The 16,060-nt window shown below is 51.3% G+C and carries 17 protein-coding genes; all 17 read right to left on the bottom strand.

Features of this window, described 5'->3' with window-relative positions; translation table 11 throughout:
• Positions 1-152: 152 nt before the first annotated feature.
• Positions 153-1,649, bottom strand: coding sequence for a lysine--tRNA ligase (gene lysS, locus BLT35_RS25315; protein WP_062411112.1), 1,497 nt, complete (start codon positions 1,647-1,649; stop codon positions 153-155).
• An 86-nt stretch (positions 1,650-1,735) separates the two neighbouring features.
• A complete protein-coding gene (gene greA / locus BLT35_RS25310) occupies positions 1,736-2,212 on the bottom strand; it encodes a transcription elongation factor GreA (protein ID WP_054819645.1) in 477 nt (158 codons plus the stop codon).
• A 200-nt stretch (positions 2,213-2,412) separates the two neighbouring features.
• On the bottom strand, positions 2,413-3,405 hold the full coding sequence (gene dusB / locus BLT35_RS25305) for a tRNA dihydrouridine synthase DusB (RefSeq protein ID WP_054819646.1): 993 nt from the start codon (positions 3,403-3,405) through the stop codon (positions 2,413-2,415).
• A gap of 41 nt (positions 3,406-3,446) precedes the next feature.
• The gene (locus BLT35_RS25300; protein WP_062410356.1) at positions 3,447-3,656 is read right to left on the bottom strand and encodes a helix-turn-helix domain-containing protein; all 210 of its coding nucleotides are present in this window, start codon (positions 3,654-3,656) and stop codon (positions 3,447-3,449) included.
• Entirely contained in the window at positions 3,638-4,162 is a 525-nt protein-coding gene (gene folK / locus BLT35_RS25295) for a 2-amino-4-hydroxy-6-hydroxymethyldihydropteridine diphosphokinase (protein WP_062410355.1), read from the bottom strand. The genes BLT35_RS25300 and folK overlap by 19 nt, the downstream gene beginning before the upstream one ends.
• Entirely contained in the window at positions 4,159-4,533 is a 375-nt protein-coding gene (gene folB / locus BLT35_RS25290; protein WP_054819648.1) for a dihydroneopterin aldolase, read from the bottom strand. The genes folK and folB overlap by 4 nt, the downstream gene beginning before the upstream one ends.
• 40 nt (positions 4,534-4,573) lie before the next feature.
• Positions 4,574-5,338 carry a dihydropteroate synthase gene (gene folP, locus BLT35_RS25285; protein WP_235594373.1) on the bottom strand — a complete coding sequence of 255 codons (765 nt, stop codon included), beginning with the start codon at positions 5,336-5,338 and terminating at the stop codon, positions 4,574-4,576.
• 34 nt (positions 5,339-5,372) lie between these two features.
• A complete protein-coding gene (gene pabC, locus BLT35_RS25280; protein WP_074730136.1) occupies positions 5,373-6,260 on the bottom strand; it encodes an aminodeoxychorismate lyase in 888 nt (295 codons plus the stop codon).
• A complete protein-coding gene (pabA, locus tag BLT35_RS25275) occupies positions 6,257-6,838 on the bottom strand; it encodes an aminodeoxychorismate/anthranilate synthase component II (RefSeq protein WP_062410352.1) in 582 nt (193 codons plus the stop codon). Before pabA ends, pabC begins: the two co-directional genes overlap by 4 nt.
• Positions 6,835-8,397, bottom strand: a complete 1,563-nt coding sequence (locus BLT35_RS25270) for an anthranilate synthase component I family protein (protein WP_074730135.1) — start codon at positions 8,395-8,397, stop codon at positions 6,835-6,837. Before BLT35_RS25270 ends, pabA begins: the two co-directional genes overlap by 4 nt.
• 112 nt (positions 8,398-8,509) lie before the next feature.
• Complete coding sequence (gene cysK / locus BLT35_RS25265; RefSeq protein WP_062410350.1) at positions 8,510-9,448, bottom strand: cysteine synthase A; 939 nt, start codon at positions 9,446-9,448, stop codon at positions 8,510-8,512.
• A 116-nt stretch (positions 9,449-9,564) separates the two neighbouring features.
• Positions 9,565-10,503, bottom strand: coding sequence for a peptidyl-prolyl cis-trans isomerase (locus BLT35_RS25260; protein ID WP_054819652.1), 939 nt, complete (start codon positions 10,501-10,503; stop codon positions 9,565-9,567).
• Positions 10,504-10,573: 70 nt separating this feature from the next.
• On the bottom strand, positions 10,574-11,446 hold the full coding sequence (hslO, locus tag BLT35_RS25255) for an Hsp33 family molecular chaperone HslO (protein ID WP_074730134.1): 873 nt from the start codon (positions 11,444-11,446) through the stop codon (positions 10,574-10,576).
• Between the two features lie 51 nt (positions 11,447-11,497).
• Positions 11,498-12,265: a type III pantothenate kinase gene (locus BLT35_RS25250; protein WP_062410348.1), complete on the bottom strand. Its 768-nt coding sequence runs from the start codon at positions 12,263-12,265 to the stop codon at positions 11,498-11,500.
• Entirely contained in the window at positions 12,262-13,140 is an 879-nt protein-coding gene (gene nadC, locus BLT35_RS25245) for a carboxylating nicotinate-nucleotide diphosphorylase (protein WP_054819662.1), read from the bottom strand. Before nadC ends, BLT35_RS25250 begins: the two co-directional genes overlap by 4 nt.
• Positions 13,133-14,746, bottom strand: coding sequence for an L-aspartate oxidase (gene nadB, locus BLT35_RS25240; RefSeq protein WP_074730133.1), 1,614 nt, complete (start codon positions 14,744-14,746; stop codon positions 13,133-13,135). Before nadB ends, nadC begins: the two co-directional genes overlap by 8 nt.
• A gap of 42 nt (positions 14,747-14,788) precedes the next feature.
• Positions 14,789-15,727, bottom strand: coding sequence for a quinolinate synthase NadA (nadA, locus tag BLT35_RS25235; RefSeq protein WP_062410346.1), 939 nt, complete (start codon positions 15,725-15,727; stop codon positions 14,789-14,791).
• Positions 15,728-16,060: the final 333 nt, after the last annotated feature.

Genomic DNA, 16,060 nt, shown 5'->3' with positions numbered 1-16,060 from the left:
TGTGTTGTGCGCAAACATCACTTTACCAAGGGAGAAGCTCTTTTTCTATATCCGCTTTTTCCAATTCCTACACCCACGGAGATTTTACACTAACATTTGCCCGCATAAAAATGCCTCCGCAGTACACTGCGGAGACAACCTCTGAGTTCTTTTTATTCGCCTTGACGCTCCCGCATCAGCGGGAACAGCAGTACGTCGCGGATGGATGGCGCATCGGTCAGCAGCATGACCAATCGGTCGATGCCGATACCTAACCCGCCTGTAGGCGGCATACCGTATTCCAGCGCACGAATAAAATCCTCGTCCATCTCGTGCGCTTCGTCATTACCTTGCTCCCGTTCCGCCAGCTGGGCTTCAAAGCGCTCGCGCTGATCGATCGGATCGTTGAGCTCGGTGAATGCGTTGGCGTGCTCACGGGCAACAATAAACAGCTCGAAACGGTCAGTAAACCGCGGATCCTGATCATTCTTTTTCGCCAGCGGAGAAATCGCCACAGGATGGCCCGTAACAAATGTAGGCTGGATTAAGGTCTGTTCTACGAATGTCTCGAAGAACTGATTTACGATATGGCCGTAGGTCATCATTGGCTCTACCGGCACCTTATGCTCCTTTGCAAGCCTATGGGCTTCCTCATCACTTATATCTGCGCTGAAATCAACGCCTACGACTTCTTTAATCGCCTCTACCATAGAGACTCGTCTCCAAGGAGGAGATAAATCAATTTCCTGGCCTTGGTACGTGATCTTGGTTGTGCCCAATACTTCCTGAGCGATATGCGCAATCATTTCCTCGGTCAGCTTCATGATGTCTTTATAATCGGCATAAGCCTCATACAGCTCGATCATCGTAAATTCCGGGTTGTGCCTTGTAGAAATCCCTTCGTTACGATATACGCGTCCGATTTCATACACCTTCTCCATGCCGCCTACAATCAGCCGCTTCAAATGAAGCTCAATCGCAATCCGCATGTAAAGCTGCATGTCCAGCGCATTATGGTGCGTAATGAAAGGGCGCGCGGCCGCACCGCCGGCAATGGCGTGCAATGTCGGCGTTTCCACTTCCAAATAGCCGCGTGAATCCAAATAACGGCGCATCGATTGAATGATTTTGGACCGTGTAATAAAGGTTTGCTGAACGTCCTGATTCATAATCAGATCGACGTAACGCTGGCGGTAACGGAGCTCGACATCCTTCAAACCGTGGTATTTTTCCGGGAGGGGCAGGAGCGACTTGGAGAGTATCTCCACCGATTTGGCTTTAACAGACAGTTCTCCGGTCTTGGTCTTAAATACCGTCCCCCGGATCCCGATCAAATCACCGATATCCAGCAGATTGTAGGCACGATATTTCGTTTCGCCTACCGCATCGGCACGGACATAAATTTGAATTTTACCCGTAATGTCCTGAAGATGCGCAAAGCCCGCTTTGCCCATTTCCCTCTTCTGCATGATCCGTCCGGCAATGCTCACTTCGGCGGACAGCGCTTCAAGCTCTTCTTGCGTCTTGTCCTCATAAGCTTTGAAGATGTCACCCGCATGATGAGTTCTTTCGAATTTTTGACCAAATGGGTCGATTCCCATGCCGCGCAGCTCGTCCAATTTATTACGGCGGATTTTCAGCAGCTCGTTCAATTCCAATTCCACAGTCATGTTTCCAGCTCCTTGATTCTTGAAATAAACGGAAATACTCATTCGATAGGAAAAAAAGCCTCCCAAGGAAGCTTTTCTATCCCAAATTACTTCTTAATGTCTACGATTTCATATTGGATGACGCCAGCAGGTACGTTTACGTCAACGATAGCCCCTTTGCGTTTGCCAAGAATGGCTTTGCCCACAGGGCTTTCATTGGATATTTTATTCTGGAAGGGATCGGATTCCGCCGTACCTACAATGGAATATTCCACAATGTCTCCGAATTCGAGGTCCTTCAGAATGACGATGGACCCGACGTTCACCGCATCGGTATCGACTTCATCATTGTTAATGATTCGCGCGTTGCGCAGCATTTTCTCCAAAGTAATGATCCGGCCTTCTACAAACGCCTGTTCATTCTTGGCATCCTCGTATTCGGAGTTCTCGCTGATATCCCCATAACCGATTGCTATTTTAATCCGTTCTGCCACCTCGCGGCGCTTAACGGATTTCAGATGCTCCAGCTCTTCTTCGAGCTTCTTCAAACCTTCCTGCGTGAGAATGACTTCCTTTTCGGCCATTGTTATTTATCTCCCGTCGTGTGAAAGATTTTCATATTTCGAGCTCCATCGAGTATGAATTCACTTATAATTACTAAATGAACGCAGCTGCTACTCACGTCCTTGGCCTGCCGCCATTTACTATTGACTGATTATATTTCAACCCCAATCAAATGTCAATGTAAACCAAGCATCCCGTTATCGTCCATTTTCACTTTTGTTTAGTGGGTAATTGCCGTCCGATCCTCAAGCGATTCAGCATAATCCTCCAAAAGCCGGACCATCTCATCCCGCTTCGTCTGCTCCATAATGGCATCTTTGATTCGTGCTCCGCCATGAAGTCCTTTTAGGTACCATGCCAAATGTTTACGCATTTCTTTGACCGCCACCGCTTCGCCCTTTAAAGCAATCAACCGATCCAAATGCAGGACGGCAATGCGGATTTTTTCCTGCGGGCTAGGTTCATCAGGAAGCTCCCCGCGGGTAAGATACTGGATGGTGCGGTACAGCATCCATGGGTTGCCCAAAGCCGCCCGTCCGATCATCACGCCGTCCACACCGGTATGATCCAGCATTCGCTTGGCATCTTCCGGGGTAAAAATATCTCCGTTGCCGATGACTGGAATCGATACGGCCTCTTTCACCTCTTTAATGATATCCCAGTTGGCGTGACCCGTATACATTTGTACCCGGGTTCTCCCGTGTACGGACACCGCAGCACCCCCGCCGTTCTCCACGGCCTTGGCATTCTGTACGGCATAGATATGATCGTCATCCCAACCAATCCGCATTTTTACCGTGAGCGGTTTACTTACCGCCTTCGATACGGTAGAAACCATTTGCTCGATTTTACCGGGATCCAGCAACCATCGCGCCCCCGCGTCACATTTTGTGATTTTGGGGACAGGACAGCCCATGTTGATATCTATAATATCGGCGTTTGTGTTCTGATCGACAAATTTTGCCGCCTCCAGCAGCGTTTCCGTATCTCCACCAAAAATTTGCAAACTGAGCGGTTTTTCGCGCTCATCGACGTACAGCATTTCCATGGTGCGGTGATTGCCGTGCAGAATCGCCTTATCGCTCACCATTTCGGCACATACAAGGCCGGTACCGAACTCTTTGGCGATCAAGCGAAAGGCCGGATTACACACCCCTGCCATAGGGGCCAATACCACGTTGTTCGGTGCAGTAACATTACCTATGGTTAGCATGAGTCTGTCTCCTTTCCAATTGGATTAAGAATAATATGTTTTTAGCCCGTCGGGGAAGACAACTCTTCCGGATCGATACCGAGCGCTTCGGATATTTTGCGAATCATTTTTGGATCGGCTTTGCGGGTTCCACGCTCGATCGAACCGAGTACGGCAATTGATACTTCGAGCTTCTGCGCCAATTCGTTCTGCGTATACCCCTTTAATTTACGAAAAGCGCGGATGCGCTGAGCTAATGCATTTTTTTCCACAATCTGACGCCTTCCTTTCCTTCCATCCGATCAAGCCGCCTGGTCCATTGTTCCGCCCGTACCGGGTCCCGAAGCGACATCACTTCAACGAGCGGCACAAGCACAAAGGCACGTTCCATCATGCGCGGATGCGGCAAAATTAAATCGGGACAGTCTTGAGAACGATCTCCGAACAGCAGCAAATCCAAATCGATCGTTCGGGGCCCCCATCGGATATCCCGCTTGCGGTGCAGCTGCAGCTCGATGTCCAACATGCGTTCAAACAACGGTTGGGGCTCCAGCGTCGTGCTAATCTCTACTACCTGATTTAAAAAAAGGGCCTGATCCACATACCCGACCGGATCGGTCTCATATAATCCCGATTCACCGGTTACTTGTACTCCTGGGGTGTCCTGCAAGAGCCGCACGGCTTCCCGCAAAAACCTCTCCCTGTCTCCCATGTTGGAGCCCAAACCGATATAGGCGTATACGGAAGACCCACATGTGCCTGTGTTGTGTGAATTCATTGAATAGGAGCCCGCTTTCTGTGAATTTCAACCGTTACACCGTCAAAAACAATGGCAAAAGGCGGGTGGGGCTTCACCACGCGAACGGTAATTTCATTTATACTAGTATAAGTTTGCAAAAGTTCAGATGCAATATCTTCGGCTAAAGCCTCAATCAGCTTGAATGTCTTCTGCTCGACAATTTGTTTAATGAATTCGTATATTTCAGCATAGTTCACCGTATCTTCAAGCTGATCGGAACGACCGGCCTTATCGAGCGGAAAGTAAAGCTCCGTATCTACATAGAAGCGTTGGCCCAGCTTGTTTTCTTCGGGAAAAACGCCGTGGTGCCCGAAAAAGGACATTCCTTTTAATATCAATCTGTCCTTCATTACCTCTTGCCTCCTCTTATCCGGAGAAGTTCTTTGTTTCTTAACGCTGGCGCAGGATCGCGTCGGTCATCAACGCTACCCGTTTCATGGCCTGTACATCGTGAACCCGCATGATGCGGCATCCCTGGGCAATGCCCAGCGCAACCGTTGCCGCCGTACCTTCGACCACATCGCCCGGAGGAAGATTCAGCGTATGGCGGATCATGCTTTTGCGGGATGTGCCGAGCAGTACCGGATAGCCCAGAGCTACGATCCGGTCCAAATAGTTCATCAGCTGCAAATTTTGTTCATATGATTTGGCAAAACCGATACCCGGATCAAGAATAATTTGATCCTCGCGGATTCCTGCGGCTTGTGCCCTCTCAACCGTTAGACGCAAGTCATCTATGACATCTTGGATAAAGTTAGCATATACCGCTTCGGTGCGATTATGCATTAGAATGATCGGACATCCGTATTCAACGGCAACTTCAGCCATCGCGGCATCCTTTTGCAAACCCCAAATATCGTTGATGATGTTAGCCCCCGCTTCCAAAGCCCGTCTGGCTGTTTCCGCCTTGTACGTATCGATGGAAATCGGTGCGGTAATGCCCGCTTGCCTGATCGCTTTAATCACCGGGATCACCCGGCGCAGCTCCTCTTCCAGAGGTACGGGATCAAACCCGGGCCGCGTGGACTCACCGCCGATATCGAGGATGTCTGCGCCTTCCTGAAGCATGTGCTCTGCGCGATCCACCGCTGCGGACGGATCGATGTAGCGCCCGCCGTCCGAGAATGAATCCGGGGTGACGTTCAATATTCCCATAATCCATGTGCGGTCATTCTGATCACGATCGTTTTTAAACACGGTCATTCCTCCTTGCCGCCGCTTTCCTGTAGACTTGAAGCAGCTGCTGTGTTATCGGCCCGGCTATTCCCAGGCCCACACGATGAGCCGCGCCGGTTTCGTCGAACAATGTCGTGACGGGAACAAGCTCTTGTACGGAATTGGTCACGAACACCTCATCGGCTTCAAGCAGATCAGCCCAATCGTACAGGCCTTCCGATACGTCTATTCCTTCACGTTGGGCTGCAGCCATGACAAATCGCCTGGTAATCCCCGGCAGCAGTCCGGTTTCCACCGCAGGTGTATACAGCCCCCCATGCCGTACGAAAAATATATTGCTCACGATGCCCTCGCACAGGCGGCCTCGCGTGTCCAGAAATAATCCCTCCGCCCCGGCCGCCCAAGGATATCGTTTCATTTCTTTTTTGGCCAACACGTTATTCATATAATGCAGCGATTTTAGCCTGACCACACCTTCCGGCGTATTGCGCCGCAGCCGGAGCAGCTGCAACGCTTTCCCCTCATGATAAACAGCCGGATCCACAGGAGGCAGAGGCTTTACATAAAGTACTTCTTCCGGCTTTTCGTAGGTCCCTGAGGGCAAACCGAGCGCTCCCATCCCGGCCGTTACCGTCAAACGAAAATAAGCATCGGGAAGCTGATTCACTTCCAGAAGTCTGGAAATCCTTCGGCTCCACGCTTCCAAATCCGGTTCATAGTCTATATCAAGCTCCCTGCAGCCTGAAGCCAGACGCTCCAAGTGCCATTCCAGTAAAAAGGGATGGCCTCCGTATGTTCGAAACGTCTCGAACAAACCCAGGCCGTAAAGAAAGCCGTGGTCGTATACGGAGACCACAGCCTGGCTTTCTTCTATGCATTCGCCGTTTACATCGATAATCACGCCTGGCCCACTGCCGTTTCTTTCAAAAAGTTCCGAAGCATTTGGTGCCCGTGGTCTGTAATAATCGATTCCGGATGAAATTGCACCCCTTCAATCGGGTATTCTTTATGGCGGAGCCCCATAATCTCGCCTTCCGCCGTGTGTGCACTGATTTCCAGGCAGTCCGGCAGTGTTTCCTTCTTGACGATCAGCGAATGATAACGCGTCGCGGTAAAAGGAGAGGGAAGGCCCTTGAATACCCCTTTGCCGTCATGGTAGATGGCCGACGTTTTACCGTGCATCAGCCGCTGTGCACGAATCACCTCTCCGCCGAACACTTGTCCGATCGATTGATGGCCGAGGCAGACGCCGAGTATCGGAATTTTCCCTTTGAAATGCTCGATCAGACTAAGACTGATCCCCGCTTCATTCGGTGTGCAGGGTCCCGGGGAAATGAGAATATGGTCCGGCTTCAGCGCCTCTATACCTGCAAGATCGATCTCGTCGTTGCGGCGCACCTCTACCTTTTCTCCCAGCTCGCCTAAGTATTGAACCAGATTGTACGTAAACGAATCATAATTATCGATAACTAATATCATGGTTTCGCCCTCCCTTGGTATATTGGTTTCCGTTCGCTGTATTGAATCGCCTTCCACATGGCTTTCGCTTTATTGATGGATTCCGTGTACTCTTTTTCCGGGACGGAGTCGATCACAATCCCTGCTCCGGCCTGTACGTAGCCGATGCCTCCGGCAGCAACCAACGTTCGGATGACGATATTAAATTCCATATCCCCGTTGTAGTCAATCCAGCCGATCGAACCAGTATAGGGCCCTCTCCTCACAGGTTCAAGCTCTTCTATAATTTCCATCGTCCGGATTTTCGGTGCGCCTGTAATCGTGCCGCCCGGGAAGGTTGCGGCAATAACGTCAAAGGCGTCCCGCCCCTCCGCCAACCGTCCCTCTACTTGAGACACGATGTGCATGACATGAGAGTAATATTCGATGACCATAAAATCTTTAACCCGTACGGTACCGAAAGCGGATATTCGCCCAACGTCGTTGCGCTCCAAGTCGACCAGCATAATATGCTCCGCCCGTTCCTTCTCATTGTGGATCAGCTCATCCGCCAGCCGCCGGTCTTCTTCAGCGGTAGCTCCCCTTGGACGGGTTCCTGCGATGGGACGGGTACGAACCGTTCCCCTGTCCAGCTGTACAAGAAGCTCCGGAGAGCCGGAAACGAGATAAAAATCGCCGAAACGAAGCATGCCCATATAAGGAGAAGGATTCACAAGCCGGAGCCATTCGTAAATCTCCTCCGGCGCCGCTTCCAGCTTCTTGTGTTGGCGCACCGACAAATTGACCTGAAAGACGTCTCCCGCACCGATATAATCGCGAATGCGGCGGACGGCACGGATATAATCTTCTTTGGGAAAATCCGCCGTAAGCCCGGGAATGGCCTCAACGTCTACCTGAAGATCGTCCTCTTCCATTGTACGCCTCCGCTCGTCAAGCCTCTCCAGCGCCTCCGGATTTGAATTTAAGGATATAATTCGGTCCCATACGCGTTTCATATGCTCCGCCGCTTGCTCCGCCTCAAGATAGCGGCGGAGAAGCCATTCGGCCTCTCCCCTGTGCTCAGCGGGACAGTAGGTGTTCACCGAGCAGTACAGCATCTGCTCCTCATGATCGATGATCCACAGCTCGTCTACCCGCATAAAGGCGTAATCGGGTATAGGCAAATCGGCTTTGGCACGCGCCGGCAGCCGTTCAATCGTGCGAACAACATCATATCCCCAGAAGCCGAGACAGCCGCCTACCCACTTGGGGGCGCCTTCGACGACAGGCGAGTGAAAGGGCGCCATCCATCGCTTCACGAGCTCCAGTGGAGCACCGTACCATCGCGATTCGCTGCCATCCTCCCCGATCACCGTCGCGGCTCCCTCCGTTCCACGGATGGAAGAAGCCGGCTTCAGGCCGAAAAAGCTGTAACGGCCCCCTTTGCCGCTCTCCAGCACAAAGGATTCCGGCCCCGCCTGTTCCCAGGCCTCCGCCCAAGACAAGGGCCGCGTTTCATCCAAAGGAAAGCTCCTGATATAAGGAAGCACGGAGTGGCTGCGTGCCCATTGCTGCCACTGCTCATATGAAGTCAAAATCATTGCCATCCGGCCCCCTTTCCATCGTCTCAATAAGATATTGGGATTAGTATACTTGAAAAGCCAAATAAAAAAAAGCCCGCTCAGCCAAGCCGAGCAGGCGTATGATGCCCTTTTAGTCTTCGAATTGATACAGCGGTGTAGACAGATAGCGCTCACCGTTACTTGGAATAACCGCTACGACACGCTTGCCCGCGCCAAGCTCCTTCGCCACTTTCAGTGCGGCGAAAATCGCTGCCCCGGAGGAGATACCACCCAGAATGCCTTCTTCTTTGGCCACACGGCGGGACGTTTCGAACGCTTCTTCGTTCTCAACCGTAATCACTCCGTCGTACACTTCCGTATTCAGGATATCAGGCACGAATCCGGCCCCGATACCTTGAATCTTGTGCGGACCCGGCTTGCCTCCGGACAATACAGGAGATGCCGCAGGCTCAACGGCATAAATCTTAATGTTCGGGAAGTTTTCCTTCAGAACGCTACCGGCGCCTGTAATCGTTCCTCCCGTTCCGATCCCTGCGATAAAGGCATCCAGCTTACCGTCGTGGGATTTGATCGCTTCCACGATTTCCGGACCCGTTGTTTCGCGGTGGATTTTGACGTTCGCTTGATTCTTAAATTGCTGTGGCATAAAGTAGCCAGGGTTCTCGGCAACAATCTCTTCCGCGCGCTTAATCGCACCCTTCATGCCTTCTGCTCCAGGTGTCAGTACCAGTTGAGCGCCGTAAGCCCGGAGCAGGTTGCGTCTTTCAATAGACATGGTTTCAGGCATAACCAGAATCGCTTTGTACCCTTTGGCCGCAGCAACCATCGCCAAACCGATCCCCGTGTTGCCGCTGGTCGGCTCCACAATGGTATCCCCCGGCTTAATGAGCCCCTCTTGCTCTGCTACATTGATCATGCTAATGGCAATCCGGTCCTTTACACTTGCACCCGGGTTTTGAAATTCGAGCTTAACGTAAATTTCCGCGCTTCCTTCCGGTACGACGCGGTTCAATTTCACAAGCGGCGTATCCCCGATTAATTCAGTTACATTTTGTACTAGTTTGGCCATTCCGTTCTCCTCCTCAAGTTCGCATCAAATATCCGAGTATTTTGCTAGGTATTATGTCTTTATCTTATCAACCCTTAAGGAGGTTGTCAATACACATTTTTTAAGGATTCGATCTTTTAAAATGACTCGCGAATCGTCACATTCCACTTCTTCCGTAGGTTCTCCAGCGTTTCCTTTAAAGGCGGAGCTTCGCGTAAAGCAAGCTCCTTGCGCACTTGTTCGCGCAGGACTTCCGGGCTGCCCTTTGACTGCTCCTTCCGATCCGCCACACGAACAATCACATACCGCCCATCGGCCTCCACCGGTTTGCTGACTTCTCCCGGTTTTAGCGAAATGGCCGCTTTCATTACAGCCGGATGGATGAACGGATCGTCATCATCAAGCCACCCTAAATCTCCTCCGCTATCCCGCGTGGCATCGTCAAGCGAACGCTCTCTGGCCACTTGGGCAAAGCTCTGGCCCTTGGCCAAGTCGTCCAGCGCTCTTTGCGCCTGTTCCCGATTCGCGGATACAATATGCTGCAGCTTAAGCTGTACACGCGGCTTAAACTCTTCTTGATGAGCAAGCATGTAAGCTTCTACTTCTTGATCCGTAATGACGATGCCTTGAATCGTAATTTTGTCACCCAGCAATTTATTGTATACATCCTTCTTTAAAGCCTCGGGGGTAAATCCCAACTGCTCTTTCATCAATTCGTAAAACTGGCTTTCACTGTCATAGCCCTGCTGCATTCGTTCCAGTTCCTGCTGAATCTCGCTTTCGCTCACCACAATCCCCTGCGTCTCAGCTTCGGCACGTATAACTTCCTGATCTATCATTTGGTTCAGCTGCTGATTTCCATACTTTTGGATCAGCTGCTCCTCTACTTCTCCGATGGTGATGTTCTTGGTTCCGACTGTGGCGACAATGCGTGTCTCTCCGCCATTCTGAGATTGGTCCGGATGTTTGTCTGAATCGGGTGGTTGTAAGGTTTGGGCCATCAGTACGGAGGAGAGGATAACAACAGCGGTCAGCAAAACAACGATCAATCCCCATAACACCTTAACGTTTCGCATATCCTATCCCCTCGTATTGTCGCTCTCTATATAGTCGGACAGAGCGCCTCCGCCCGATCGTTCTCCTGGCTTACAAGGCCTGAATCAGGACTTTCAAATCATCTTCGCCGAAATGATACTTTTCATTGCAAAAATGGCACACCACTTCCGCCTGCCCATCCTCTTCCAGCATTTGCTCTATCTCATAGCGCCCCATACTGATCAGGGTCTGCTTTACACGTTCACGCGAGCATTTGCACTGGAATCGGACATCATCTCTGCGTTCAAGCACTTTGGCCCCGGGAAGCAAGGTTTCCAGAATGGATTCCAATGAATCTCCCCGGTCCAGCAGCTTAGTAATGGGGGGAAGAGCGCCAATCTCTTTCTCGATTTGATCGATTTCCTCGTCTTTAAGCCCTGGAAGCAGTTGGATGATGAAGCCGCCTGCCGTTTTTACGGTATAGTCGACATCCACCAGCACCCCTAAAGCGACAGCCGACGGGGTCTGTTCCGATTTAACAAAATAATAGGTGAAATCTTCAGCCAATTCACCGGAAACGATCGGTACGCTTCCGCGGTAAGGCTCTTTCAAGCCAAGATCTTTGGTTATATACAAAAAACCATCGGTACCGACGGCCCCGGCCACATCAAGCTTGCCGATGGAATTCAGCGGCAAATCAACACCCGGATTGTCTACATACCCGCGCACTTCACCTTTGGCATTCGCATCCGCGACGATCTGGCCGATGGGGCCGCCGCCTTTTACTTGCACCGTCAGCTTTTCTTCACCTTTCAGCATCACACCCATCATGAGAGCTGCCGTTGCCGTGCGCCCCAATGCTGCTGTAGCGGTAGGCGTTGTAAGATGCCTCCGCCGGAGCTCTTCTACAATCCCGGTCGTTTTCACGGCAAACGCCCGTACTTTTCCTTCATACGCCGTTGCCCTGATCAAATAATCCTGCATAATGCCGCTCCTTCTCTATCTACCAAATATGGCTTTGTTACACATAAAAATTTACCCGACATTTCGTTCATAAATGATTTGCAGCCCCTGCAGTGTAAGCAAAGGGTCCACCAGCTCAATGGTACGGGATTCGCTTGAAATTAACTCCGCCAAGCCGCCGGTCGCAACAACCTTCGGCTCTGAACCGAATTCCTGCCTGATCCGGTCCACGATGCCATCCACCTGACCTGCAAAGCCGTAAATAATGCCCGCCTGCATGGAAGCAACGGTGTTTCTTCCTACCACGCTTTTGGGTTTGGTCAGCTCAATGCGGGGCAACTTGGCCGCTCGCTGATACAGGGCTTCGGTCGAAATTCCAATCCCTGGCGCAACGGCGCCTCCGACATATTGTCCGCCTTCATCAATATAATCAAACGTGGTGGCCGTTCCAAAATCGACCACAATACAGGGGGAACCATACAGCTCGATGGCTGCCACGGCATTCACAATCCGGTCCGCTCCCACCTCTTTTGGATTCTCATAGCGGATATTCAGACCGGTCTTGATCCCCGGCCCTACGACCAGAGGCGTTTTCTTTAAATATTTTAAACATAATTGCTCCAGCACAAACATAAGCGGCGGTACGACCGAAGAAATGATAATCCCTTCTACCTGCTCCAGGCGAATATCCGCATGGCGGAACAGATTCACCATCATCATTCCGTATTCGTCCGTGGTGGCCGACCGATTCGTGCTGAGCCGCCAGTGATGCAGCAGCTGCCTGCCCTCGTAAATACCGACTACGATATTCGTGTTGCCTACGTCCACCACCAGAATCATGCACGATCCTCCTTCTTCCCCTTCTGTTCATTCAAATCCAGGCTGATATCCAGTGACTGGACAGAGTAAGTCAGCCTGCCCACGGAAATCACATCGACCCCGGTCTCAGCGATCTCACGCACATTGTCCAACGATACATTTCCTGACGCTTCTACAATGATATGCGGAGCCCGTTGTTTAATGAACAGCACCGCTTCCCTCATTTGTTCCGGCCCCATATTATCCAACATGATGATATCCGGCTCCGCGCCTAACGCTTCGTTCAGCTGCACGAAATTCTCCACTTCGACTTCAATCTTCATCGTGTGGGGAATGCGGGCCCGGGCGGATTGAATCGCCTTCGCGATGCCTCCGGCACCCTTGATATGATTGTCCTTGATCATCACCGCGTCGTATAAACCGAACCGGTGGTTATGCCCTCCGCCAACGCGAACCGCATATTTCTCCAGCATGCGGTGGCCCGGAGTCGTTTTGCGCGTATCGACCAGCCGCGAGGGACGCCCTTCCAGCCGTTCGACAAACTGGTTTGTTCGGGTGGCAATACCCGACATGCGCTGCAGCAAATTGAGCGCTAGCCGTTCCCCCAGCAGAATGCTGCGGGTACTCCCGCTAACCTCCGCAATGACGGTTCCTTTGGAGACGGCGTCCCCATCGCTCGCTTTAGCCTCAAACCGAAGCTGAGGATCAACCAGAGCAAAAACCGCCTTCGCGACGGGAAGGCCTGCCACAATACCGTTATCCTTCACATGAATGATCCCTTTGGACATTGAATCGGAAGGGATGGTGGTCATCGTCGTGACATCACCCATGCCGATGTCTTCTTCCAGCCATCGCTTAAGACTTTCATTCAGAACGGTTTGATTCAACTCAAACATCATCGCTTCTCCCTTCCTTGATTCCGTTCACGCGGTTGAACACGGTATGCTTGCGCCATACCAGGTCGTCCCTTTCAGGGAAATCTTCTCTGTAGTGTCCCCCGCGGCTTTCCTCCCTAATCAATGCAGCCTGGGTTGTGAGCAGCCCGCATATGAGGAGATTGGCAAACTCGTACTCCTCCCGCTTGGACAGGCAGCTGTCCAAAAAGGACAGGTGACGCTTAAGCTCTTCGTAACCCTTGGCCAATCCTTTCGCATGCCGCTTTAGACCTGCATAGCGAAGCATCAGCTTCTGAAGCTTCAGCTTCTTCTCCACCACCGGCTGAATCGCGTTATCTTTTAAGGGCCGTTGCTCCCGGACGGGCGGTACCGTTTCTAAAGGAGACAGCTGATCAATCCGTTCTACGATCCGCCGCCCGAAAACAATCGCCTCGGACAAGGAGTTGCTGGCAAGCCGATTGCCACCGTGAACACCGGTTGAGGATACCTCCCCGCATGCGAACAACCGCTTCACGGTGGTTTCTCCGTATAAGTCCGTCGCTACTCCGCCCATCATGTAATGGGCCGCCGGCGCAACCGGAATCCAGTCCGATGACAAGTCCAACCCGTAATTCAGACAGAAATCATAGATGGTCGGAAAACGGTTCTTCACGGTTTCATGTGATTCGTGGGTAAAGTCGATGTAAACGAATGTGGACTTCGTCTCCTCCATCTCACTGACAATGGCACGTGCGACAATGTCCCGCGGAGCCAGCTCCAATTGGGGATGGTACCGCTCCATAAAACGCTCTCCTTTGATGTTGCGAAGTACCGCGCCTTCTCCCCTTACGGCCTCCGAGATCAAAAACCTCGGCGCCCCCGGGTAACATAATGCCGTCGGATGGAATTGTATAAATTCTACGTCGCGTATGTCCGCTCCTGCACGATAAGCGATGGCAATGCCATCGCCTGTGGCAATCTCGGGGTTCGTCGTGTAACGAAACAGCTGTCCGGCCCCGCCGGTGCAAAGAATCGTCGCATTGGCGCCCACGAACACCTTTTGTCCGTCCGGCCTTTGCACCAACGCACCGTAACACGTTCCTTCATCGGTGATCAAATCGATAACAAAATGATCATCCCAGATCTCAATGTTCTTCTCCTGCTTCGTTTTCTCCGAAAGGGCTCGTACGATCTCAGCGCCGGTTGCGTCGCCCTGAGCGTGCAGAATACGCCGTTGGCTGTGCGCCCCTTCCTTAGTTAAGGCAAAACGGCCGTCCTCCATATCGAATTCGGTACCCATACGGATCAAATCCGTAACGCCTGCAGGACCTTCATGAACCAGCACATCCACCGCGGCCGAAGAACACAGCCCCGCTCCGGCAATGAGCGTATCCTGCCGGTGATAGGCAGGAGAATCCTCATCCGATATAACCGCCGCGATTCCCCCTTGAGCATACCGGGTATTGCTGTCCAGCAGCGATTTTTTCGTCACCATCAATACCTTATGCTTTTCCGATGCTTTCAGAGCGGTAAAAAGACCGGCGATTCCTGCGCCGATCACGATGACATCCGTATAAACATGAGGAAGCTTCTCCAAATCAAAATTAACCAAGTACCGCGGTATCATTGATTCCCAACCCCACCCGTCCAAGAAGAGAAGTAGCGCATGCTACTTGACCTGCAACATGCGCTCCAAGGATGCTCTGGCCTGATCGGCCACGTGTTGTGGCACATAAATTTGGGGGCTGTTCGTCTCCAAACATTTGACCACCTTTTTCAAATTGTTGACTTTCATATTAGGACAAACCAAATACTTCGTGGCAAAATGGAATTTCTTGTTCGGACTGTCCATTCGCAGCTGGTAACCGGTTCCATCCTCTGTGCCGACGATAAATTCCTGGCAGTCGGATTCTTTGCAGTATTTAATGATCGCCGTTGTGCTGCCGACAAAATCGCCAAGCTTTACGACCTCCGGACGGCATTCCGGATGAACCACAAATTGAGCATTCGGATACTGCGCTTTCATTTCCTCTACATCTTTGACGGTCAACATGTCATGTGTGTTGCAATATCCTTCCCAAATAATCATTTTTTTGTCCGTAAATTTGGAAACGTAATCCCCCAGATTTTTATCCGGAACCCAGATGATTTCATCGGAATCGACCGAATTGATCACCTTGATCGCATTCGCCGACGTACAGCAAATATCCGTCTCCGCTTTAACCTCGGCCGATGTGTTGATATACGCAACGACCTTGGCATTCGGATGCTTTTTCTTCAACTCCCGAAGGCCATTCACATTGACCATGTCCGCCATCGGACAGCCGGCCCTTTCATCGGGAATGAGCACTGTTTTGTTCGGAGCCAGAATCTTTGCGCTCTCTCCCATAAAATGCACGCCGCAAAATACAATAACGTCGGCATCGGTAGATGCGGCCTTCTGCGCCAATAAGAAAGAATCGCCCCGAAAATCAGCCACTTCCTGGATTTCATCCCGTTGATAATAATGAGCAAGAATAATGGCATTACGCTCTTTTTTCAACTGGGCGATTCGTTCCTTCAGCTCTTGCTGCTGCTCCTTTTTTCGCTCCAATGCTAATGCTTCCATGAGGTACCATCCTTTTCTCAGCCCCTGCAGCCGGTATGAAAAATTCATTCATTGACTAGAGCAGTCTGGTGAAAATGTTCACAAAGCTTATAGAGATTTACACCTAATTTACACAACTGATAAAGCTATGTCAATGTTTAAATCACCTGAAAAACCCGGAAAAAATCCACAATTCCGGAACCCCTGTTCATCCGTACCCGGTCATAAGTCCAGTTTCGCAAAAAGCCGTCATGGACCCTGTAGAGTAGAGAACTGAAATTTCATTGGGGGGCGAGAGCCCTCCTTTTACTTTTTCAGCTCCCCCTTCATCAAACCGGACATGAGGTTTTCCCT

Origin of the sequence: Paenibacillus naphthalenovorans (genome assembly GCF_900099895.1) — a bacterium.
Classification (GTDB): domain Bacteria; phylum Bacillota; class Bacilli; order Paenibacillales; family NBRC-103111; genus Paenibacillus_G; species Paenibacillus_G naphthalenovorans.
The sequence above is the reverse complement of the archived record's forward strand: the minus strand, read 5'-3'. Positions and strand labels throughout refer to the sequence as shown.